Source organism: Vibrio sp. J383, assembly GCF_023503985.1.
GTDB lineage: Bacteria > Pseudomonadota > Gammaproteobacteria > Enterobacterales > Vibrionaceae > Vibrio > Vibrio splendidus.
Genome location: NZ_CP097293.1, coordinates 1093298 through 1115459, shown reverse-complemented (window position 1 = coordinate 1115459; position 22162 = coordinate 1093298). Strand labels below are relative to the sequence as shown.

The following is a 22162-nucleotide window of genomic DNA, read 5'->3' as shown; positions in this document are numbered from 1 at the left end:
AATAGAGCCTAGCATGAGTAAACCCAAGACTGTGGTTTACTTGCTAGGCTCTTTGCTTTTGGACAGTAAAGCAAATCTTGTCGCGGCACCAACCGGGCTGTTAGTGCCGCTATATTTCTACTCGCTAATTGGCTAAGAAGCTATTTAGCAAAAAGCGATTTAACAAAAAAGCTATTTAGCGAAGAAGCTCACTCGGCTAATAATCTAATAAACTAAGCAGCCAAGTGAATCGGCTTAGAAGCCGTAAGAAGCACCGAATACGAATGCGTTGTTCTGCTTAGAAGCGCCGTTTGCGAAATCTACACCGTTAGCTTGGCTACGGAACTCAAAGTAAGGTTGAACGCCTTGACGAGTCCATGTAGCACGTAACTCATGGTCCATCGCTTCAGCATCAATCATGTATACGTTGTTGTAGCTAAGTGCTAGGTCAGCATTCACTGTGTAACCAATGCGGTTATCCATGCGGTAATCTGTATCAGCATTAGCAGAAGTATCATCGATGTGTGCACGAGTACGGTTGCTAATAGAAATACCGTTATCGAAGTTGTAGCCGATCTTAACTAATGGACGGAACTGAATACTCTCACCCGCAGAGAATAGGTGTTGGTAACCCGCAGCAACCCATAACTTGTCAGTGATGTTGAAAGATTGCTCACCACCTACAGTGATACCCGGAGTGTTGTTACCTGTTGTTGGCGCACCACCAGTTTCAGCTGAAGTCAGGCCTTCAAGCTCACCCAATTGGATACCATCAAACTCAGAATAAACCGTGAAACCGCCTAGAGAGTTGTCAAACGTGTGACCAGCTTCTAGCGTAGAAGTCATATCAGAACCGTGGATACGGCCATCGTCATGAATTTGGATGTTACCTGTAACGTAAGAAGAACCAGCAAAAGCACTAGAAGCAAAAGCAAGAGAAAGTGCACTTAGAGCGATAATTTTTTTCATAGTAAACTGCCTTAGTTTGATTTTTTCAGCGGCACATCTTCGGTATATCATTCACCTTCACCGCTTGAGTAGTTAGTTGCCTCCCTGGCATGAAATCTATGTTGCTCGAATTAATTTGCGTTTCAAAATAAAAGAATGAGCAGAGTGATCTCTCTCACTATCAAAAAAGAACAAGTTATTTAACACATTAAAATCAGTCACTTAAAAACATAAAAATTGATAAAAAACTCAAGATTAAAAAACGTACAGATCAGGATCACATTATTTTACGATGCAAAATTAGATTTAGTTGGTTGAATCACACCTGATTTAGAGTTTTTGATGAGAGACTTATTTTTTGAAGAGAATAATGAGAAGCGCGTCACTTTTGCGATGGAACTCACCTTATGTACATTGTTGACGATATACATAAAGGCTATTTCTATATGTTTCAGTTTAAGAGAAGTGGCTAACTTGATTTGGACGAAAAAAAAGCTCCCACTCTTATCTGAATCAGATAAAAGCTAGGGAGCTCTTCTATTAATGTTGCTTGTCGATTATTTTACCGAAGTTACTCGACTTACTTTCTCGCCACTTTCAGAGATAGAGCGGATGTACGTTTCACCAGAAACCGAAGGACGTTGCTGCTCATCATAAGTCAGCCAGTTTTCACCATCAGCTGAGTATTGAAGCTCTACGCCTGGGAATTGAACGTTCATCGCTAGCTTACCATCAACAACCTGAGCACCTGGAACTGGTAGTCGGTAATCAATACCCGCTTTCTCGAGCTTAGCCAGCTCACGTTGACCAACAATATTCGCGAAGCGATTAAAGTCGCTGTTTAGAGCCTGCTTATTCACTAAGTCAGTATCTTGAGAGTACTCAACGCCCACTTTGTAGTCGTTTTCCCAATCTGCTCGGTGCCATGCACGCTCTGCTGCTGCAAGAACACGAGGGAACACCATGTATTCATACTGCTCGTCAGTACGTACAGTTTCAGACCAAAGCTGCGCTGACAAACCGTAGAAAGGTTTCGCTTCAATCTCGCCTTTACCACTGAAGCCATTGCCGTCACGGTCTAATGACGTTTCCGCATTTTGTGGCATGTTTTCCGGTGCGAAACCGAACATCTTACGAGTATCCGTTGCACGCGTTGCCCAGTAGTAACCGCGCTCTGCTGCATCTACTTCGTATGGCATATCCATGTATACGTAATCTGGGTTAGAGACAATCACGTCATAACCTTTCGCTGACCAGTCGTACACTGATGAAGTGCCGCCCCAGTAAAGAACGTCCCAGAAGTTAACGCGAGTCGTTTCAGTAGCGAAGCCAGATTCACCCTCTTCCACATACTTCAAGCCATCTTGCCAAGCTTGGAAGTGAGGAATTCCTTTGTCTGCAACAATTTTTGATACTTCTTTTGCAAAGTAGCCAGGTAGGTGACCGAAATCACTCACTGAACCATCAGCAATCAAAGACTGACATTGTGGAGACTGTTGGAATGGTTTGTCTTGCTTGTCTAGCTCAATGTTACCTTTCCATGCAACTTTATCTTGAGCATCAACATCTTGAAAGCCTGCGCCTAGCTTGATGTTTTTCGCTTCATCGCCACCAAAGTGCCAAGTCGTTAGCGGCATGCCCGCTTGATTGTGCATTGCTGCAATTTCAGTAATCACTTTATCAACAAAGCGAGTCGATGATTCCATGCATGGGTTGATGAAGCTGTGCTTATCGTAGAACTGAATCGTCGTCACGTTTGAAGTATCTTGTGGATCCATCAAGCGATATTCACTTGCTTCAGCTTCTTTGCCTTCCGCCATTAGGCGAGTGTAACGCGCTTCCATTGATACCACAGCAGAACGAGCGTGTGCCGGCATATCAATTTCTGGAATAACTTCGATGCTGCGCGCTTTTGCGTAGCTTAAGATCTCGACGTAATCCGCTTTACTAAAGAAACCAGAGCCAAAGTTGTCTGTTGTTGGACCCGAACCTAGCTGAGGCAGTAAACAGCTTTGCTCTTCCAAATCAAAACAACGATTAGACCCTACATCCGTTAGCTCTGGTAAACCCGGGATTTCTAAACGCCAGCCTTCATCATCCGTTAAGTGAAGGTGCAGTTTGTTCATCTTGTAGGCTGCCATTTGATCTAGCGTGGCTAGGATGGCATCTTTTGAGTGGAAGTTTCGAGCAACATCCACCATCACACCACGGTAGTCAAAGCGTGGCGCATCTTGGATCGACAGTTGTGGTAATGATTCAGCGTTCTGACTGTCTATTAGGCCCAAAATAGACTGAACTGCGTAGAAAGCACCTGTTTTATCAAACGCTTTAATCGCAATCCCCTCTTCCGAGATGCTTAGTTCATAAGCGCCAGATTTCGCTAAATCACCCGTAAACTGAGTAGGAACAACAGCAACACTAACAGGTAGGTCGCCACTCACATCTACGTTTACCACATCTGCACGTTCTTCAATTGCAGCGAACTGCTCAGCATCGAATGCGTCTTTAGGTAGGGCAATACCACCAGCAATGCTCACTGAACCTTCGCCCGCTTCTACCGACATTGGCGTTGGTAGTAAAGTGGTTGATACATCTTGCGTTGCCAGATCAGCATTCTTTTCAAAGCGAGTAACCGCTGTTGCCATGACATTGTTGTCATCAGGTGTACGCTTAAGGTTGTTTCCTTCCAAACCTGTTACGAACGACGCGACATCTTCCGTATTCAATGAAGCAATCATCTTAGGTTCAGCGTTTGGCGCCGTTACAAATGCACCCGGCATAAAGTCGGTTTCAAACAGTTGCCAGTATTCACTTGTTAGTGGAAGAATCACTTCTTCACCAGCGGCAAAACCATCGAACTTATCTGTAGGTTCTAGCTTGTGTAGGTCGCCTGTTACACGAGTGATTTTAAACTGCTCATTATCAACATCTAAGATAAGGCGAATACTGTGGAAGTAGATAGTCCAATCTTTCGAATCGATCGCTTCACCGTCATTGGTCAGAGTCATGTTCACTTTGTTACATGATGCCCACTCTGCGCCTAAATCCTGACAAGCCATGCCTTCGTTTGCGCCGTGGCTCGTCAAAATTTCGTATTGCACATCAAGGTTATCAGCCAGTGCATTAACCACCTTTTGTTCTGGTGCTTGTGTTACCGCACACCCCGTTAAACCAGCCAGTACCGCTACAGATAATAAGTTTCTCTTCAACATCGTATTCACCCATAAATTTAAAAAATTGAGTTAGAAGCAAAATAGAACGCTTCAAAAGTTAGATAAACTATATGGCCTTATTTTTCGCCGTGAATTAAATCAAGTTAATAAAGTGATCGACTTCAAATCTAAAAAATATTGATGAAATTAACCTGATTAAAATCATAAAGTTACCGACATCGACAGTTCCGTCAGTTTTATTTTGACGTAATATTTGAGAATTGAATCACAATCTTTTGAAAGGATTTCATAAAATCGTGTCGTTGTTACTGACAAAGGTTTAAGAGTTTGTTGGTGTTGTTATACTTTTCGTACAAACAACGTGACATCGTTCTCAAAAAAAACCGTTAAAAAACACCGTCAAAATCGATTTTAACGAGTTTAAGACTTCCTAAAGGAGATCCCTTTGCGCCCATTCTTCTACATGACTTTATTCGTTCTCGCTTTTTCAGCTAGGCAAGCGGTCGCCGAGCCCCTTTATTGGCAAGCAAAAAAGGATGAACTGACACTCACTATCTTAGGTTCCGTGCACGTTGGGGACGAGAGTATGTACCCACTTCCTTCAGCAATCACCGACGCGCTAAAAAACAGTGATGGGTTAGTTATCGAAACGGATATCAGAAAGTCTGATGGCGTTGTATATCCCCACAACAAACTCACCACAGCCGATGTGCTCAATGAAGAACAACTGCAATTATTAACCGACATATCAAAATCGTTGGAGATGCCGACGCAACAACTGCTCAGCTCACCGCCTTGGGCGACTTCTCTCTCCATACAGATGCAGCAGCTAAAAAACCTTGGTTATGGCTCCGCCAGCGGCGTTGATGCGACGCTAGCTCACAAAGCAACGATCCAAGATGTTCCGGTAATCAGTTTAGAGCCCCTACAGTTCCAAATAGACCTGATGACAAAACAAAAGGACGACGGTAAAGAATGGTTAGTCAGTAGCCTTGAAGAATTTGACCAAACTGATCGTGTGGTTCATTGCTTAATCGAAAGCTGGAAAGCAGGTGATTTAGCGAAGCTGGAAGCCTTCGCAGAGCTGTCAGAAATGTCGCCTGAACTAGAGAAGGCATTTTTAACCAATCGCAATATCGACTGGGCAAACAAGCTATCCGCCAATGATTGGAAACTCGATTCAAATGGGAATTATTTGATCGTGGTTGGCGCCTTGCACCTAGTTGGCGAAGGTAACCTTTTACAGTTGTTAAAAGAGAAAGGTTTTAATGTCACTCAACAATCACAAAGCCAACAGGCTCAGTGTCAATTTGAGGTTAGTGACGACAATTAACTAAATTCGATACTATGACCTTCTCATAATATAACCATTACCTAATAACAGAATCATTACATTTAATAGCACCATAACGGTGCTATTATCTTTCGCTCTTTTTATACACGGTGTTGTTCTCATGAAACCAGTACTCTTCGCTTTACCTTTAGCCCTCGCGATCCTGATGCCCACGGCAGCGTCTGCCAAAGAAACTTGTACCATCGAACAGTTTCAAGCCATCGACATTCAGCCAGATACAAAAGGCGGCGTGCTAGATAAAGAAAGCGGACAGTTTTTGATTACTGAAAAGCCACCCATGCGATGCGCGAATATTACGTTCACGACGTCTACGACACGCAACCGTATCGCAAGCCAAATGAATGGTAATTTTGAAGCAAGCTTTTACGATGGCAAGACAGGTAACTCTCACTCGGTGACTTTTAACGAAGATGAAGTACAGGCAGGCTACATTCGAATTGGTCCAAATAACTCTGTTGAAGCGTATGTTTGCTTTGTTACCTCAGAGACGCCAATCAAGAACATCACTTGTGATGTGAAGTAAACAGATTTGGGACGGGCTTATTGAGTCAATCCTTTTCTCTATGCGGGATGTTTAGAACAACAAGAGATTCCCGACTCGCTCCTTCGTCACTCTAGGGAATGACGCACATACCGAAATGCAAAAAAGTCGTAGCCCTTCTCTATAATAAATGGTCTACGGCTTCTTTAATGTGGCGTTGAAGAGCTTATTTTGAACATCAGGCGAACCCTACCTAAGTTCTAATCCCATTTCTCATACCCGGAAACGACGAAAGCCGGCTCAATGAGCAGGCTTTCTAAATGTGGCCGGTGAAGAGCTTATTTTGAACATCAGGCGAACCCGTTGACCAAGTGATTATCTTTATCCTGAAATGCAAAAAAGCCGTAGCCCCTTCTATTACAAAGAGTGCTACGGCTTTCTTTAATGTGGTCGGTGAAGAGGGATTCGAACCCCCGACCCTCTGGTCCCAAACCAGATGCGCTACCAAGCTGCGCTATTCACCGAGATATCTAACTGGCTGATTGCCTGTCGATGAAGCGTATAATACGGATTCTGAATTTATGCGCAAGAGCTTTTTTCACTCTTTTTTACAATATCGAATCGTTCGAACAAAAGACGTACAACCTAACGGCTAATGTGACGAAAAACACACACTCAACAACAAGTATTTAACTTATGAAACAGGATTGATCCAGATCAGTGAATTGATAACGCTACTTAATACACTAAGCCATGTCATATAACTTTGAGGTATACACATGGACTTTTGGCTAGAACTCCTATTTGGTAATGCAGTGGGACTATCTTCAATGATAGTAATATTCGGGGCTCTGGGTCTCATGATGTTCTATGGAGGCTTCTTCATCTACAAAGTTATGACTGAAAAATCTCCTCACTAGAATCGCTCAGCCTAAGTCATCTACTTTTAAGTATCATTTTCTTTGGGTGGATGTAAAAACGCTTTGCACCGGAGCAGACTTATTGTCTTCTCCGGTTTTTTCATTTTTAAACCCGGCCTCAACTTAGGTATACTTACCCTATCCTTCTCCAACTTGAGATACACACTATGTCTCATGATGACGACTTAGATCTATTCCAAGAAATGATGGGCGATGTTAAACGTATCGACCATGACACCGCCGAACACCAGAAAGTACACCGAGTCACAGAATCTCACCTTGCTAAGCGTGAAGCTGCTATGTGGCTGTCTGACGACGAGAAAGACTACTTATCATTAGACTACTCACCAATGATCAAGCCAGACGACGTCATTGCTTACAAGAAAGATGGTGTACAAGAAGGCGTATACAAAAAGCTGCGCTTAGGCAAATACCCTATTCAGGCCAAACTCGACCTTCATAGGAAAACACTGAAAGATGCTCGTAACGAAGTACTCTCATTTTTACGTCAGTGTTTAAGAATGGATGTTCGCACCGTTATCATTGTTCACGGTAAAGGTGAGCGCTCGAATCCACCAGCAATGATGAAAAGCTACGTGGCGAATTGGCTCACGCAAATTAACGACGTTCAATGTGTTCACTCTGCTCAGCAATTTCATGGTGGTACTGGCGCAGTCTACGTTATGCTCAGAAAGAGTAATGAGAAAAAGCTAGAGAACAGAGAGCGCCATCAAAAACGCACCAGTTAACTGGTTCAAACAGATAAGTACACTGATAGCGAATTGCATCAAGATCGATATTTAGTGCCTAGACTCACACCAAGTGCTAAAATTGTCCTCAGTTAATGAATCCCAACTCAAAGCAGCTATCCAAAAGTTGTTTTTTGTTTATCTATATTTCCGTTGTGAAACGCTAAGAGAATATCATGTCACAAGAATCCCAAGCTAAACGCCTTAATAAATACATCAGTGAAACTGGTTTTTGCTCACGCCGCGAAGCCGACAAACTCATTGATGCAGGCCGAGTTACTATTAACGGTAAGATCCCTGAAATGGGTACTAAGGTCTTGCCCGGTGATGATGTTGAGATCGACAATAAGCCTGTTCGCTCAAAAGAGAAACCGATCTACATTGCTCTTAATAAACCAACAGGCATCACCTGTACTACTGAACGTGATATTCCTGGCAACATCGTCGACTTTATCGGCCACCACAAACGTATTTTCCCTATTGGTCGTCTAGATAAGCCTTCTGATGGTCTTATCTTCTTGACCAACGATGGCGACATCGTAAACAAAATCCTACGTGCCGGTAACAACCACGAGAAAGAATACGTGGTGCGTGTAGATAAGCCGATTACGACTGAGTTCTTGAAGCAAATGGGCGCTGGCGTTCATATTCTCGATACTGTTACCTTGCCATGTAAAGTCGAGAAAGAAACCAAATTTTCGTTCCGAATCACACTAACGCAAGGCCTTAACCGCCAAATTCGCCGTATGTGTGAAGCATTAGGTTACGAGGTATTTAAGCTGCGCCGTGTTCGTATTATGAACATCTCATTAGACGGCATTCCTAACGGGAAATGGCGCTACCTGAGCGACGAAGAGATCACTGAAATTTTAGCGATGTGTGAAGGCTCTGTAAGTACTGAAGATGCATCAAAAATGAACGCGAAAGGTCAACGCATTCGCAAAGCGACAGACGCAAAACTTTTTGATAGCCGTGAAGAAAACCAAACTTCCACAGCGCGCCGTAATCAAAACGAGAACCGTACTCGCACCTATCGCGGTAATAATGCAGATGAATTCCGTCATGCGCCTAACTCGAAACATGGCCGTAACTCATCGAATGGTGAAAGCGGTGGCAATACCGAGAACTGGAAATCGAACTCTCGTTCAGAGCGTTCTAATTCAGATAGAAACAGTTCGGATCGCACCCGCACAGATCGCAACAATAACGATCGTCGAAGCGGTAAGCCTGCACCGAAGCGTGTTGGTGGTACTTTAGGTCTGAAGAAGTAGTCATAATTCGTCCTCAATGTACAAGCACATTTCAGGATAGACACTCAATATAAAAGCGCCCGCTAGGTTAATCTAGCGGGCGTTTTTGTTTGTCATTCGGTAGTTGTATCATCATGACGACGACAAACTATAAACATAGATCAGCAAACTGACCGCGAGTCAGTAGCGCTAAGTCTTTCGGGTCGAGTTCAATTTCTAGCCCGCGCTTCCCTGCACTCACGCATATCGTTTCAAAATCGGTAGCGCTGGAATGAACAAAGGTAGGCAAGGCTTTTTTCTGACCAAGAGGGCTGATCCCACCCACCACATAACCCGTGGTTTTCTGAGCAATATCAGGATTCGCCATCTCTGCTTTTTTGCCTTTTGCCGCTTTTGCCGCAAGCTTCAGGTTTAGCTTCTGATCAACGGGAATAACGGCCACAGCTAAATCTTTAGCGACGCCATTCAAACAGAACAAAAGCGTTTTAAATACACGTTTGGGATCTTGACCAAGCGCTTCGACAGCCTCTAATCCATAATTCGTGTTATTCGCATCGTGGTGATATTGATGCACGCTATGAGCGATTTTCTTTTTCTTGGCGAGATTGATTGCAGGGGTCATAACAAATCCAAACGATAGATAAACAAAAAGCGACGCCGAGGCGTCGCTTTAGTTAAATTTATCATGGTGCTAGAGTCAATCTAATTTAGCACCTATTGACTCTATCAACTGGGTTTAATTACTTGTAAACCATTTGACCAGAAGGTGCGTACTTGTTCACGTCAACTGGGCTATTCGCTTCTAGGTACTCTTTCAGTACTTCAGCATCAACAAAACCTGTGTTCACGTAACCAGGGTGATCTGACAGTTTAGGGTAACCGTCGCCACCAGCCGCGTTGAAGCTTGGCACTGTGAAACGGTATGTTTCGTCTAAACGAAGCTGTTTGCCACCGATGAAGACATTCGATACTTCACCATTTGCTACTGTCATTGAAATGCCAGCGAACTGCGCGTAAGCACCAGAATCGATTGGTTTCGTCGCCACAACGTTTAGGTAATCTAGAACTTCTTTACCTGTCATGTCTGTGTAAGTCAGGATGTTTGCAAAAGGTTGTACCTTCAATACATCTTTGTAAGTGACATTGCCCGCTTCAATTGAGTCACGAACGCCACCAGAGTTCATCACAGCGAAGTCTGCTTGTGCACGCTCCATGTGAGAAGTCGCAATCAAACGACCTAGGTTAGTTTGTTGGAAACGCACCACGTTACGATCGCCTTCAAGCTTGCCATTTGTCTCAGCAATTTGAACTTCTAGCTGTGCTTGACCTTGCTCTTGGAAAGGACGTAGGAATTCAAGCAACTCTGGATCTTGTGCGATCTCATCTTGAATAAGAACACGTTGCTTCTTACCGTCAATCTTAACTTTCTTCTTAAGGTTAACTGGAACCAGATCGTAGCTCACCATCTCTAGCTCGCCGTTACGGAATTCGTAATCAGCACGACCTACGTACTTGCCCCACTCGTGAGCTTGAACAATGTAGGTACCGTTCTGTACGTCTGGTTTACACTCATCACCCGGCTTGAAGTTTTTCTTCGCAACGTTAGGGCCTTCCATACATACAGGCTCTTGAGAGTGACCACCAACGATCATGTCTAGGTCGCCTTCGTTTAGGTAACGAGCAAGTGCTACATCACCCGGTGCGTTAACACCACGTTGGCCGTTTTCGTAGTGACCCATGTGAGTCACAGCGAAGATTAAGTCTGGCTTCTCTGTTTCTTTAAGTTCAGCAATTAGCTTCTTCGCTTCTTCTTTAGGGTCACGGAAGTCAATGCTCGCGATGAACTCAGGGTTACCGATTTTTGCCGTATCTTCAGTGGTTAGACCGATAACAGCAATCTTGATACCTTGCTTTTCAAACATCTCGTAAGCTTGGAACTTGCGTTCGCCTGTTGCTTTGTCGTAGATGTTTGCAGATAGCATTGGGAAGTTAGCCCAGTCGATCTGCTTTTGTAGTACGTCTAAAGAGTTGTCAAACTCGTGGTTACCCAATGCCATTGCATCGTAACCAATTTTATTCATACCTTTGAAATCAGGTTCTGCATCTTGAAGATCTGACTCTGGCACACCGGTGTTGATGTCACCACCAGATAGAAGCAACACGCTACCGCCTTCTGCTTCAACTTCAGCACGAAGTTGGTCAACAAGCGTTTTACGCGCAGACATGCCGTATTCACCGTATTTGTTCTGCCAAAAGCGACCATGGTTGTCGTTAGTGTGTAGAACCGTTAGCTTGTAAGTTTCGTCTTGGTTCCAATCTTGAGTTGATTGAGACGCACATCCAGCTAGAGTAGCTAGGATTGCAGCACTTAGTGCTGTCTTTAGAATAAGGCGTTGCTTCATTGTCATACCTTTGAACTTTTTAGGGGAATCCACTGCTTTTTATAATCTATTGCGACCCCTTTCCTGGAGTTCGAACAATAAGACTTCAACATGACTAATCTTAAATTAACATTCTAGATGTAACACGACGATTTCATATTTATGTCGAATTGGTCACGCATAGATCGGCAGTTAAGTGTAACAAAATTATGAGATTACACTCAAACTTCCCCTGCATCACAGGCAATCGTTTACTTATAAAGTGTGATGAACATCAGTAATTTACTATAAACAGGACAGACCTCACACACCTATACCACTTTCTTAAGGAATCAGAGGTTCTGTTAACAAAGAATTAATCATCTGCCGTTGATTAGTACTCTGAAAAACAAGTTAGCTAACGACTACACAGCTTAGTCATCGAAAAATAGCTTAGTCATAGTCAAAACAACTTAGTCATCGAAAAACAACTTGGTCATCGTCAAAATAGGCCGAGGCTTTAATTAACTGAACGGATGTCCGTTAAACAAAAACGCCCAACTCTAAGAGTTGGGCGTTTATCTTATGCAGTTAAATAACTACTTAAATTCATTAAAATTAGCGATTTAATGCTAGTTATTTAGCATCAGCCAAAGCTATTTGATATCTATGTGGTCAAAGCCTTTGATAAGGTCATCAAGTGCTTTCATTTGCTTCAAGAACGGCTCTAGTTTATCTAGAGGTAGCGCCGATGGGCCATCACAGCGTGCTTGATCAGGGTTCGGGTGTGCCTCAAGGAACAGACCCGCAATACCCGTCGCAAGACCCGCTTTAGCAAGCTCAACGGTTTGCTCACGACGACCGCCAGAGGCAGCACCTGATGGATCACGCATTTGAAGCGCGTGAGTCACATCAAAGATAATTGGGCTGCCGTTTGATGATTTTTTCATTACACCGAAACCAAGCATATCAACAACTAAGTTGTCATAACCCATGCAAGAACCACGTTCACAAAGAATGATGTTGTCGTTGCCACACTCAGCAAACTTATCAACGATATTACCCACTTGATCTGGGCTCATGAACTGAGGCTTCTTCACGTTGATTACAGCGCCGGTCTTAGCCATCGCTTCAACAAGGTCAGTTTGACGAGCAAGAAACGCTGGAAGCTGGATTACATCAACCACATCTGCAACAGGCTGAGCTTGTGCTTCTGTGTGGATATCCGTGATAATTTTCACGCCAAAGGTATCTTTCAGTTCTTGGAAGATTTTAAGACCTTCTTCCATACCTGGACCACGGTATGAATGAACTGAGCTGCGGTTTGCTTTATCGAAAGACGCCTTAAATACGTAAGGGATGCCCAACTTCTCTGTGACTTTCACGTAATGCTCACAGATCTGCATTGCTAGATCGCGAGATTCAAGAACGTTCATGCCTGCAAATAGCGTAAATGGCTTGTCGTTAGCAATTGGCATGTCACCAATGTGTACTGTTTTCTGTTCCATCATATTCTCTCTAAATAATTATTAATTAGTGAACAACCACTGTCTTTTCGTTCATGACGTTCACTTGAGATTTCAGTAACTCAGATGCAGGGTCATCTGGGCATTGGTCGATAAAGTATTGATAATCCGTTGCAGCAACTTGATGACAGTCTAGCTGCTGATAAATAAAGCCACGGTCACGGATTTCATACGGATCATCCGGCACAAAGGTTAACGCAAGATCAGTACACTTCAATGCAAGCGTATAACGCTCTTCTCGCAATAATGCACTCTTAAGCAACGCTAGCCACTTACCAATAATCGTTGGGTGATCGGCAACGTCTAAGTGTTCCGCTTTCACCTTAGCGAGTGGGCCATCATGTCCGATTAACCAAGCTCGTAAAGTTTGTACGCCAACATACTCACCGTTGTAAGGGTTAATATAGACGGCTGCTTGCCCGTACCAACTCACTTTTAGCAAGAATTGAGTAGGGAAAGAGACGCCCTCTACAGGGAAGCCTAGCTTGCGACCTAGAAAAAGAAAAATCGCACCAAGACTCACTGGGATGCCTTTCTTTCTCTCGAGCACTTTATCGATGAATGCGTTTTCCGAAGAGAAGTACGCATCTTTATCGCCAGCAAAACCCCACTCGTAAAAGAATAGTCGAATAAAAGATTCAAACTTCTGCTGCTCATCGGTTTCATTAACCAAAGCAAACTCAGCGTCTTTTAACAATCTCGCCAGTTCTTGCTCAGCCCAGCTGTCTTGAGTTTCTGGGTTAATCGCTTTATTTAAGATCAATGCACCTTCAGCTAACTCTAGCTGGTCAAAGTCTTCATCAAAAAATTCGTACATACGTAACTAACCGAAATAAGGAGATAATTAACCGAAAAATGTTGGTGTCTTCGTCATTGCAATTTTGCCTGCCATCGCTAACCAGCCAAGCGCACCAAAGAAAGAGAAAACTCTCAATAGTTTGTTTTTACCCAACTTAAGTGCAAAGAAGCCCAGTGCGATGTAAGCCATAACACAAGTTAGTTTTTCGGTTAACCATGGCGCTGCTGGTGTAAATGGAATAAAGCCAGTGATAAAAATCAAACCAATACCCGATAGCAACAGCAACGAATCATTAATATGAGGGAAACGCTGCAAGAAAGGATGCTTAAGCTTTGGTGAGTTAACCATCATCAGAGCGAAACGAATCGAAAGAAGTAGCGCGCTTATAGCAATCGTTAGTAGGTGAAAATGTTTTAAACCTTCGTACATGGTATTCCTTTATATTTTTATATGTGCTTTCGTTAACACGAGCCAAACAATACCCGTTAATGCCCTGTGTTTCTGCGTTAATTCTCTGTATTTCCGCGTTAAGTGCATTATCGAGTTAAGTGTATTGTCGAGGTTAAAGGTATCAATTTAGCAAGTTCATCATCTGTTGCTCACTAGATGATGAACAGCAGCCTATGAACAGTAACGACCCAATGTCACTCGGTCATTACCACCGTAATCTTTTTCTGTAACCACATCCAAGTAGCCCAGTTGTTGCATTATCTCACGTACCACCAAGCCTTGGTCATAGCCGTGTTCAAATGCTAGCCAGCCTTCGTTTTCTAAAAAACCGCGTGCGTTTTCAGAAATATATCGAATATCAGCTAAACCTTTCTCTTCAGCAACTAACGCGGTGATCGGTTCAAAACGCACATCACCTTGAGATAAATGAGGGTCATTCTTCTCAATGTAAGGTGGGTTCGAGACAATCAACGAGAACTTCACAACTTCTTCTTCAGAATTCACCGAGTTCAAAGGCTCAAACCAACTGCCATGTAAAAAAGTGGTGTTAGTGATATTTAATCGCTGAGCGTTTTCTGTCGCAAGTTGCTGCGCTTCCGGACGAAGATCAATACCCGTCACTGGTCGGTTCGGCATCTCAGACGCCAATGCTAACGCGATAGCACCTGTGCCCGTGCCTAAATCTAGAATCGCACCTTGTTTACCGTAAGTTTTATCCAAAGCGACTTCAACCAAACGCTCCGTATCTGGACGTGGGATTAAAGTAAAAGGAGAGACTTTTAACGGCAGCGACCAAAACTCACGCTCACCAACAATATAAGCCACAGGCTCACCGGTTAAGCGACGTTTTAGAAGGGTATGAAATTCGGATTCTTGTTCTGAAGTGAGATGCTTCTCAGGCCAAGTCAGTAGGTAAGATCTTGGTTTATCTAAGGCGTGGCAAAGCAGTACCGCAGCATCAATCGAGGGCGATGTGTTATCGCCCTCTTGAAGCTGTACGATTGCTGACTTTAAAGCACTTTCAACCGTATATGCTGACTGCATAGTAATTAGTTGTGCTCAGCAAGTGCTGCTAGTTGATCGGCTTGGTGCTCTTGTAGAACAGGATCAAGCAGGCTTTGCATATCACCTTCCAGAACTTCGTTCAGGCGGTAGATAGTTAAGTTGATGCGGTGATCAGAAACACGGCCTTGAGGGTAGTTGTACGTACGAATACGGTCACTACGGTCACCAGAACCTAATAAGTTACGACGTGTATCTGAAATCGCAGCAGCACGACGCTCTTCTTCAGCTTGAACGATACGAGCCGCAAGAACAGCCATCGCTTTCGCTTTGTTTTTATGCTGAGAACGCTCGTCTTGACACTCTACTACTGTACCGGTTGGTAAGTGAGTAATACGGATTGCTGAATCCGTGGTGTTAACGTGCTGACCACCCGCGCCAGATGCACGGAAAGTATCAATTTTAAGATCGCCAGCTTTGATTTCTGGTAGATCAGCTTCTGGGATCTCAGGCATAACCGCAACAGTACATGCTGATGTATGAACACGACCTTGAGACTCAGTCTCAGGTACACGTTGTACACGGTGACCGCCAGACTCGAACTTCATAGTGCCGTAAACAGCGTCGCCACTGATTTTAGCGATCATCTCTTTGAAGCCGCCCTGCTCTGAAACGTTGCTGCTCATTACTTCAACGCGCCAACCTTTTTTCTCGGCAAATCTAGAGTACATGCGGAAAAGGTTACCCGCAAAAATACCCGCTTCATCACCACCAGCACCGGCACGAATCTCTAAGAAACAGTTACGCTCATCGTTTGGATCTTTTGGAATCAGAAGAATTTGCAGCTCATCAGTCAGACGTTCAATGTTCGCTTTCGCATCTTTGATCTCTTCTTGAGCCATTTCGCGCATTTCTGCGTCGTCTTCATTTGCCATCTCTTCAGCAGCTTCTAAATCTTCTTGAGCTTGCTGGTATGATTTGAAGCACCCCGTCACCTCTTCTAATTGAGAATACTCTTTTGACAAGGCACGGAATTTGTCTTGATTCCCAAGTACACCGGGATCACCAAGTAGATGTTGAACTTCTTCATAGCGTTCAACAAGTGTTTCAAGCTTTATTAGAATCGAGGCTTTCATAATGTCTTATTCTGTTGGAGGTCGAATATTATTGAGGGTTTTCTAAGCCCAAACTCTGTCTAATGACCATTAATTTTGCAGGTTCTCCTTGCTCAGCTGCACTTTGAAGTGCACGCGTTGGAGCATGGATCAATTTGTTTGTGAGCTTATTACTTAGCTCAAGTAAGACTTTCTCAGGGTCACCGCCAGCGGCAAGTGATTGTAAACTCTTACTTAATAAATCTTCTCGGATTTCATTGGCCGATTTACGGTAATCACGAATACTGTCTACCGCTTGCAGTGAACGCATCCAACTCATGAACGCGGCGCTTTCTTCACTAACTATTGCTTCAGCTTGAATCGCTTCTACTTTTCGTTGTTCAATATTGCCATCAACGATCGACTGCAAATCGTCAACGGAATATAGGTAAGCATCATTCAGATCGCCGACCTGAGATTCCACATCACGAGGAACTGCAATATCAACCAACAACATAGGTTGATGTTTTCTTGTCTTAAGTGCGGTCTCTACCATGCCCTTACCAATAATAGGCAGCGGGCTTGCAGTTGAGCTGATCACGATATCCGCTCTATGCAAATGGTCAGGAATCTCATTCAGACTGATCACTTCAGCACCAAACTCTTCAGCTAGCCCTAAAGCACGCTCACGAGTTCGGTTAGCCACTATCATCTTAGTGCAGCCATTCGCAGAAAGGTGTTTAGCCACCAATTCAATCGTCTCACCCGCACCAACCAATAACACGGTTGAATCGGCAATCGACTCAAAGATGTGTTTAGCTAACGTACAGGCTGCGTAAGCAACAGATACCGCGCTTCCGCCAATTTCAGTTTCAGTTCGAACACGCTTGGCGACAGAAAATGATTTCTGGAACAGTTTTTCCATTGAAGCATCAACAGATTTGTTCTCTCGCGAGTCCGTATAAGCTTGCTTCACCTGACCTAAGATCTGCGGCTCACCCAATACCAAGGAGTCCAAACCACAAGCTACGCGCATTAAATGTTTAATCGCAGCCTGCTCTTCATGGATATAAATGCTGGGTTTTAGCTCTTCAGGGCTAACTTGATGGAAAACTGACAACCAATCGATGAGCTTGTTTTTTGCCACGCCTTTGACGTCACAATACACTTCAGTTCGATTACAGGTAGAAAGTATGACACTTCCATTTACGTGTGCATTTGCGTTAAGTTGCTTGAGTGCCTCAGATAATTTATCTGGACCAAAAGCGACTTTTTCTCGCAATTCAACCGACGCTGTATTGTGATTGATACCTACGGCAAGCAAAGACATGTATCAGAAGTTCTCGATCAGGGAATGGAAACAAGGGGCGAATTTTACTTGATGCATGGCTCTATTTAAAGAGCAAGCGGGATTTGTTTTCCTGACTTCGTGAATTCAATGCTATAGTTGAGACGTTTTTTAGATAAATTTGAACAAGTTGTGAGCAAATATGAGCAAGCTTCGTAAAATCACGTCTCTTATTTTTATGACCATAATTATGGTGGGTTGCTCTTCTATCCCAGAACAACCGACCAGCGTCGAGTGGCAAAGTCACCAAGATCGGCTTTTACAGATAGAAAACTATCAAGCCTCAGGCAAGCTCGCTTACATTTCTCCAGAGCAACGCCAAAGCCTAAATTTCATTTGGAAGCATTCCCCAAATCAGAGTCAATTAAGACTGACCACTTTCCTTGGTCAAACCGCCTTGAACCTCACCATTGACCCATCGGGTGCCAAGGTAGTCACTTATGATGACCAAGTTTTTACTCATGCAAGTGCTTCCGTTCTTGTGGAACAACTTACTGGATTACAGATTCCCATTGACCATCTACCACAATGGTTCCTTGGCATTCCAGACCAAGCCGATAACTACCAATTGAACACCACCAACACGCTTGAATCTCTCACCAAACAAGTTAGCAACCAACTATGGACACTGAATTTTGATAACTATCGAAATACAGAGATGCCGAGTACACTATTATCTGGTAAAGACAACACTAAGGTAGAGACAATCCCACTCCCTACTCGATTGTCATTCAAGCAAGACGAGAACAAAATCAACATTGTAGTTTCGAAGTGGACACTGAAAAAATGATAACAACGCCAACCCACTGGCCTTCTCCGGCTAAACTGAATTTATTTCTCTATATCACTGGCCGACGCGATAATGGTTATCACGAACTTCAGACCTTATTTCAGTTTGTCGAGTTTGGCGATGAACTGACGGTTAGTGCAAACTCAGAAACTAGCTCGATAACAATCACACCAGAAATTCCTGGGGTAGCACTTGAAGACAACTTGATCTGGAAAGCCGCTACTGCGCTGCAGCAATATACCTCAACGTCTTTCGGTGCGGATATTGAACTCAAGAAAGTGTTGCCAATGGGAGGTGGCATTGGTGGAGGCTCTTCAAATGCAGCAACCGTGCTGGTCGCGCTTAATTATTTATGGCAACTCAACCTCTCTGATGATCAACTTGCCGAAATCGGTTTGCAGCTTGGCGCAGACGTTCCTGTCTTCGTTCGAGGCCACGCCGCCTTTGCAGAAGGGGTTGGAGAACAGCTACAGCCCGCTAATCCGGATGAAAAATGGTATCTCGTTGTTAAACCTCAAGTGAGCATAGCAACTGTAGACATATTCACACATTCAGAATTAACTCGAAATACGCCGAAGCGAGCACTAGCAACGCTTCTAGAGCAAGAATACGTAAACGATTGCGAAAAAATTGTGCGAATGCTGTACCCAGAGGTTGATAAGCAACTTTCATGGCTGCTACAATACGCGCCGTCGAGATTGACTGGTACGGGTTCATGCGTTTTTGCTGAATTTAGCAGCAAAAAAGAAGCCGAATCGGTGCTAGAGCAACTGCCTGACACAGTTTCCGCGTTTGTCGCGAGAGGACGAAACATTTCGCCTTTGAAAGAAACTTTGGCTGAATACCAATCAGCCCACCCACAATCTATTTAAAACTGGACGCAACCCGAGGTTTCCACCGTGCCTGATATGAAGCTATTTGCTGGTAACGCAACACCTGAACTAGCCCAACGTATTGCTGATCGTCTATACATCTCTCTTGGCGATGCTACTGTAGACCGTTTTTCTGATGGCGAAGTCGCTGTTCAAATCAATGAAAACGTTCGTGGTAGCGATGTATTCCTGATTCAATCAACTTGTGCACCAACCAATGACAACCTTATGGAATTGGTGGTAATGATTGACGCAATGCGCCGTGCTTCTGCTGGCCGTATTACTGCTGTAATCCCTTACTTCGGTTATGCCCGTCAAGATCGTCGTGTACGTTCTGCTCGTGTGCCTATTACTGCAAAAGTTGTTGCAGATTTCCTTTCTAACGTTGGTGTTGACCGCGTTCTTACTATCGACCTACACGCAGAGCAAATCCAAGGCTTCTTCGATGTACCTGTTGATAACATCTTCGGTACTCCAGTTCTTCTAGAAGACATGGCTAACCGTGGCCTAGAAAACCCAGTTGTGGTTTCTCCAGACCTTGGTGGTGTTGTACGTGCTCGTGCAACCGCTAAAGCGCTAGGTGATGTTGACATCGCTATCGTTGATAAGCGTCGTCCACGTGCTAACGTTTCTGAAGTAATGAACCTGATCGGTGATGTTGAAGGTCGTGACTGTGTTATCGTTGATGACATGATCGATACTGGTGGCACACTGTGTAAAGCAGCTGAAGCGCTTAAAGAGCGCGGTGCTAAGCGTGTATTCGCTTACGCTACTCACGCTGTATTCTCTGGTACTGCTGCAGAAAACATCCGTAACTCAGTTCTAGACCAAGTTATTGTTACAGATTCAATCAAGCTTTCTCCAGAGATGGCTGCGACAGGCAAAGTTACTGAGCTAAGCCTTTCTCGCATGCTTGCTGAAGCAATTCGCCGCATCAGCAACGAAGAATCAATCTCAGCGATGTTTAACTAATCAAAGCTCTATAAAGCTTTGTTTTAGAAACTCGTGAGAGAGACACATTAAGCACTTCATTGAATGAAGTGCTTTTTTTATGTCTAACCAATATTAAGCCGCAATTCACCACAGTCAGGAATCATCGTGTTGCTATCAGCTAGCTCGCACCTTTTTCATAAACTGTGATATCATACGGCGCTTTTTGAAATCCCAAGAGAGATCCATACCTTGAGCCAACAAATAAAACTTCTCGTTGGACTGGCTAATCCAGGTCCAGAATACGCCAAAACTCGCCACAATGCGGGTGCTTGGGTAGTTGAAGAATTAGCGCGTGTACATAACGTAACACTAAAGAACGAACCAAAGTTCTTTGGCCTAACGGGTCGTATCATGGTTCATGGTGAAGATCTTCGCTTGCTGATCCCAACGACTTTTATGAACTTGTCAGGCAAAGCTGTTGCTGCCTTAGCAAAGTTCTACCAAATTAAACCAGAAGAGATCATGGTCGCTCACGATGAGTTAGATCTTCCTCCTGGTATTGGAAAGTTAAAAAAAGGTGGTGGTCATGGTGGACATAATGGTCTGAAAGACATCATCAGCAAGCAGGGTAACAATAAAGAATTCTATCGTCTTAGATTAGGCATTGGCCATCCAGGACACAAAGATAAAGTTGCAGGTTATGTATTAGGCAAAGCTCCTGCGAAAGAGCAAGAGTGTATCGAGGCTGTCGTTGACGAATCGGTTCGTAGCCTAGACATCTTATTAAAAGATGGCCTACCAAAAGCACAAAATCGCTTACATACGTTCAAAGCAGAATAAGGTTTATATCATGGGTTTTAAATGTGGCATCGTTGGTCTACCAAACGTTGGTAAGTCAACTCTGTTTAACGCACTGACTAAAGCAGGCATCGAAGCAGCAAACTTTCCATTTTGTACAATCGAACCAAACACAGGTATCGTTCCGGTTCCAGATCTACGCTTAGATGCATTAGCAAAAATTGTTAATCCACAGAAGATCCTTCCAACGACAATGGAATTCGTAGATATCGCAGGCCTAGTTGCTGGTGCATCTAAAGGTGAAGGTCTAGGTAACAAATTCCTAGCTAACATCCGCGAAACTGATGCTATCGGTCACGTTGTACGCTGCTTTGAAAACGAAAACATCGTTCACGTTTCAGGCAAAGTATCTCCAATCGAAGATATCGAAGTGATCAACCTTGAGCTTGCTCTTGCCGATCTAGATAGCTGTGAACGTGCAATCTTCCGTAATGCTAAAAAAGCAAAAGGCGGAGATAAAGACGCTAAATTTGAAACTACAGTTCTTGAAAAGCTTCTACCTATCCTGACTGAAGGTGGTATGGCTCGTACTGTTGAACTTGGCAAAGAAGAAGTAGCAGCAATCGACTACCTTAACTTCCTAACGCTTAAGCCAACAATGTACATTGCAAACGTTGCTGAAGATGGTTTTGAAAACAACCCTTACCTAGACGCCGTTCGCGAATATGCAGAAAAAGAGAACAACGTTGTTGTTGCTGTGTGTGCTGCAATCGAATCTGAACTTTCTGAGCTTGACGATGAAGATCGTGAAGAGTTTCTAGCTGACATGGGTATTGAAGAACCAGGCCTTAACCGAGTGATCCGCTCTGGTTACGAGCTACTGACTCTTCAAACTTACTTTACTGCCGGTGTTAAAGAAGTTCGTGCTTGGACTATTCCTATCGGTGCAACAGCACCGCAAGCAGCTGGTAAGATCCACACCGACTTCGAGAAAGGTTTCATCCGTGCAGAAGTAGTTGGCTACGAACATTTCATCGAATTTGGCGGTGAAAGCGGAGCAAAAGATGCAGGTAAATGGCGTCTTGAAGGCAAAGAATACATCGTTAAAGATGGTGACGTAGTTCACTTCCGCTTCAACGTATAATTCTGATTAAACATCTAGAAAAAAGGCCAGTGAATTCACTGGCCTTTTTGTTTTCCCCCTTTAGAAATAGCCCCACATCCAAAACTTAACTTCCTATATATATCGCCATTTAGACCTGTTTTTTGTCGACAAATACACCTCTTTGCCTAAAAAGAAACCGAACAGATGTTTATTCGCGATTTATTCAAAAAA

At 43.7% G+C, this 22162-nt stretch carries 21 protein-coding genes and 1 tRNA gene; 11 read left to right on the top strand and 11 right to left on the bottom strand.

Annotated features, from left to right (window positions below; all coding sequences use genetic code 11):
- Positions 1-13 precede the first annotated feature (13 nt).
- A complete protein-coding gene (locus M4S28_RS26455) occupies positions 14-136 on the top strand; it encodes a hypothetical protein (RefSeq protein ID WP_256799451.1) in 123 nt (40 codons plus the stop codon).
- A 98-nt stretch (positions 137-234) separates the two neighbouring features.
- On the opposite strand, the gene M4S28_RS05055 is transcribed toward M4S28_RS26455, so the two are convergent.
- A complete protein-coding gene (locus M4S28_RS05055; RefSeq protein WP_102441629.1) occupies positions 235-948 on the bottom strand; it encodes an oligogalacturonate-specific porin KdgM family protein in 714 nt (237 codons plus the stop codon).
- Positions 949-1484: 536 nt separating this feature from the next.
- On the bottom strand, positions 1485-4139 hold the full coding sequence (locus M4S28_RS05050) for a beta-N-acetylhexosaminidase (RefSeq protein ID WP_249632414.1): 2655 nt from the start codon (positions 4137-4139) through the stop codon (positions 1485-1487).
- Positions 4140-4545: 406 nt separating this feature from the next.
- Here M4S28_RS05050 and M4S28_RS05045 point away from each other — a divergent pair, with 406 nt between their 5' ends.
- Positions 4546-5433, top strand: a complete 888-nt coding sequence (locus tag M4S28_RS05045) for a TraB/GumN family protein (protein WP_249632413.1) — start codon at positions 4546-4548, stop codon at positions 5431-5433.
- A 121-nt stretch (positions 5434-5554) separates the two neighbouring features.
- Positions 5555-5977 (top strand): hypothetical protein, encoded by a 423-nt coding sequence (locus M4S28_RS05040; RefSeq protein WP_249632412.1) that lies wholly within the window; start codon positions 5555-5557, stop codon positions 5975-5977.
- A gap of 405 nt (positions 5978-6382) precedes the next feature.
- On the opposite strand, the gene M4S28_RS05035 is transcribed toward M4S28_RS05040, so the two are convergent.
- Positions 6383-6459, bottom strand: a tRNA-Pro gene (locus M4S28_RS05035).
- Between the two features lie 255 nt (positions 6460-6714).
- On the opposite strand from M4S28_RS05035, the gene M4S28_RS05030 reads away from it, so the two are divergent.
- The 3 genes from M4S28_RS05030 to rluF all read left to right on the top strand — a co-directional run bounded on the left by M4S28_RS05030 (position 6715) and on the right by rluF (position 8875).
- Positions 6715-6855: a DUF3149 domain-containing protein gene (locus M4S28_RS05030; protein WP_004736246.1), complete on the top strand. Its 141-nt coding sequence runs from the start codon at positions 6715-6717 to the stop codon at positions 6853-6855.
- Positions 6856-7022: 167 nt separating this feature from the next.
- The gene (gene smrA / locus M4S28_RS05025; protein WP_017076135.1) at positions 7023-7604 is read left to right on the top strand and encodes a DNA endonuclease SmrA; all 582 of its coding nucleotides are present in this window, start codon (positions 7023-7025) and stop codon (positions 7602-7604) included.
- 176 nt (positions 7605-7780) lie between these two features.
- Positions 7781-8875: a 23S rRNA pseudouridine(2604) synthase RluF gene (rluF, locus tag M4S28_RS05020; RefSeq protein ID WP_249632411.1), complete on the top strand. Its 1095-nt coding sequence runs from the start codon at positions 7781-7783 to the stop codon at positions 8873-8875.
- 127 nt (positions 8876-9002) lie between these two features.
- On the opposite strand, the gene ybaK is transcribed toward rluF, so the two are convergent.
- From ybaK to hemA, 8 genes are all read right to left on the bottom strand, one after another.
- Positions 9003-9476 carry a Cys-tRNA(Pro) deacylase gene (ybaK, locus tag M4S28_RS05015; RefSeq protein WP_017076861.1) on the bottom strand — a complete coding sequence of 158 codons (474 nt, stop codon included), beginning with the start codon at positions 9474-9476 and terminating at the stop codon, positions 9003-9005.
- A gap of 118 nt (positions 9477-9594) precedes the next feature.
- Positions 9595-11256, bottom strand: a complete 1662-nt coding sequence (gene ushA / locus M4S28_RS05010) for a bifunctional UDP-sugar hydrolase/5'-nucleotidase UshA (protein ID WP_004736242.1) — start codon at positions 11254-11256, stop codon at positions 9595-9597.
- A gap of 614 nt (positions 11257-11870) precedes the next feature.
- Entirely contained in the window at positions 11871-12725 is an 855-nt protein-coding gene (gene kdsA, locus M4S28_RS05005) for a 3-deoxy-8-phosphooctulonate synthase (protein ID WP_017076863.1), read from the bottom strand.
- A 22-nt stretch (positions 12726-12747) separates the two neighbouring features.
- On the bottom strand, positions 12748-13557 hold the full coding sequence (locus M4S28_RS05000) for a SirB1 family protein (protein WP_017076864.1): 810 nt from the start codon (positions 13555-13557) through the stop codon (positions 12748-12750).
- A gap of 27 nt (positions 13558-13584) precedes the next feature.
- Positions 13585-13968, bottom strand: coding sequence for a SirB2 family protein (locus tag M4S28_RS04995; RefSeq protein ID WP_004736238.1), 384 nt, complete (start codon positions 13966-13968; stop codon positions 13585-13587).
- A 192-nt stretch (positions 13969-14160) separates the two neighbouring features.
- Positions 14161-15033 (bottom strand): peptide chain release factor N(5)-glutamine methyltransferase, encoded by an 873-nt coding sequence (gene prmC, locus M4S28_RS04990; protein WP_249632410.1) that lies wholly within the window; start codon positions 15031-15033, stop codon positions 14161-14163.
- Positions 15034-15038: 5 nt separating this feature from the next.
- Positions 15039-16127, bottom strand: a complete 1089-nt coding sequence (gene prfA, locus M4S28_RS04985; protein WP_004736236.1) for a peptide chain release factor 1 — start codon at positions 16125-16127, stop codon at positions 15039-15041.
- A gap of 28 nt (positions 16128-16155) precedes the next feature.
- Positions 16156-17415, bottom strand: a complete 1260-nt coding sequence (hemA, locus tag M4S28_RS04980) for a glutamyl-tRNA reductase (protein ID WP_004736235.1) — start codon at positions 17413-17415, stop codon at positions 16156-16158.
- 160 nt (positions 17416-17575) lie between these two features.
- Between hemA and lolB the strand changes: the two genes are divergently transcribed.
- From lolB to ychF, 5 genes are all read left to right on the top strand, one after another.
- Entirely contained in the window at positions 17576-18223 is a 648-nt protein-coding gene (lolB, locus tag M4S28_RS04975; protein ID WP_249632409.1) for a lipoprotein insertase outer membrane protein LolB, read from the top strand.
- A complete protein-coding gene (gene ispE, locus M4S28_RS04970; protein ID WP_004736233.1) occupies positions 18220-19095 on the top strand; it encodes a 4-(cytidine 5'-diphospho)-2-C-methyl-D-erythritol kinase in 876 nt (291 codons plus the stop codon). The genes lolB and ispE overlap by 4 nt, the downstream gene beginning before the upstream one ends.
- A 27-nt stretch (positions 19096-19122) precedes the next feature.
- On the top strand, positions 19123-20067 hold the full coding sequence (locus M4S28_RS04965; protein WP_012603389.1) for a ribose-phosphate pyrophosphokinase: 945 nt from the start codon (positions 19123-19125) through the stop codon (positions 20065-20067).
- A gap of 210 nt (positions 20068-20277) precedes the next feature.
- Complete coding sequence (gene pth / locus M4S28_RS04960; RefSeq protein WP_249632408.1) at positions 20278-20868, top strand: aminoacyl-tRNA hydrolase; 591 nt, start codon at positions 20278-20280, stop codon at positions 20866-20868.
- A gap of 10 nt (positions 20869-20878) precedes the next feature.
- Entirely contained in the window at positions 20879-21970 is a 1092-nt protein-coding gene (gene ychF, locus M4S28_RS04955; protein ID WP_026012356.1) for a redox-regulated ATPase YchF, read from the top strand.
- Positions 21971-22162: the final 192 nt, after the last annotated feature.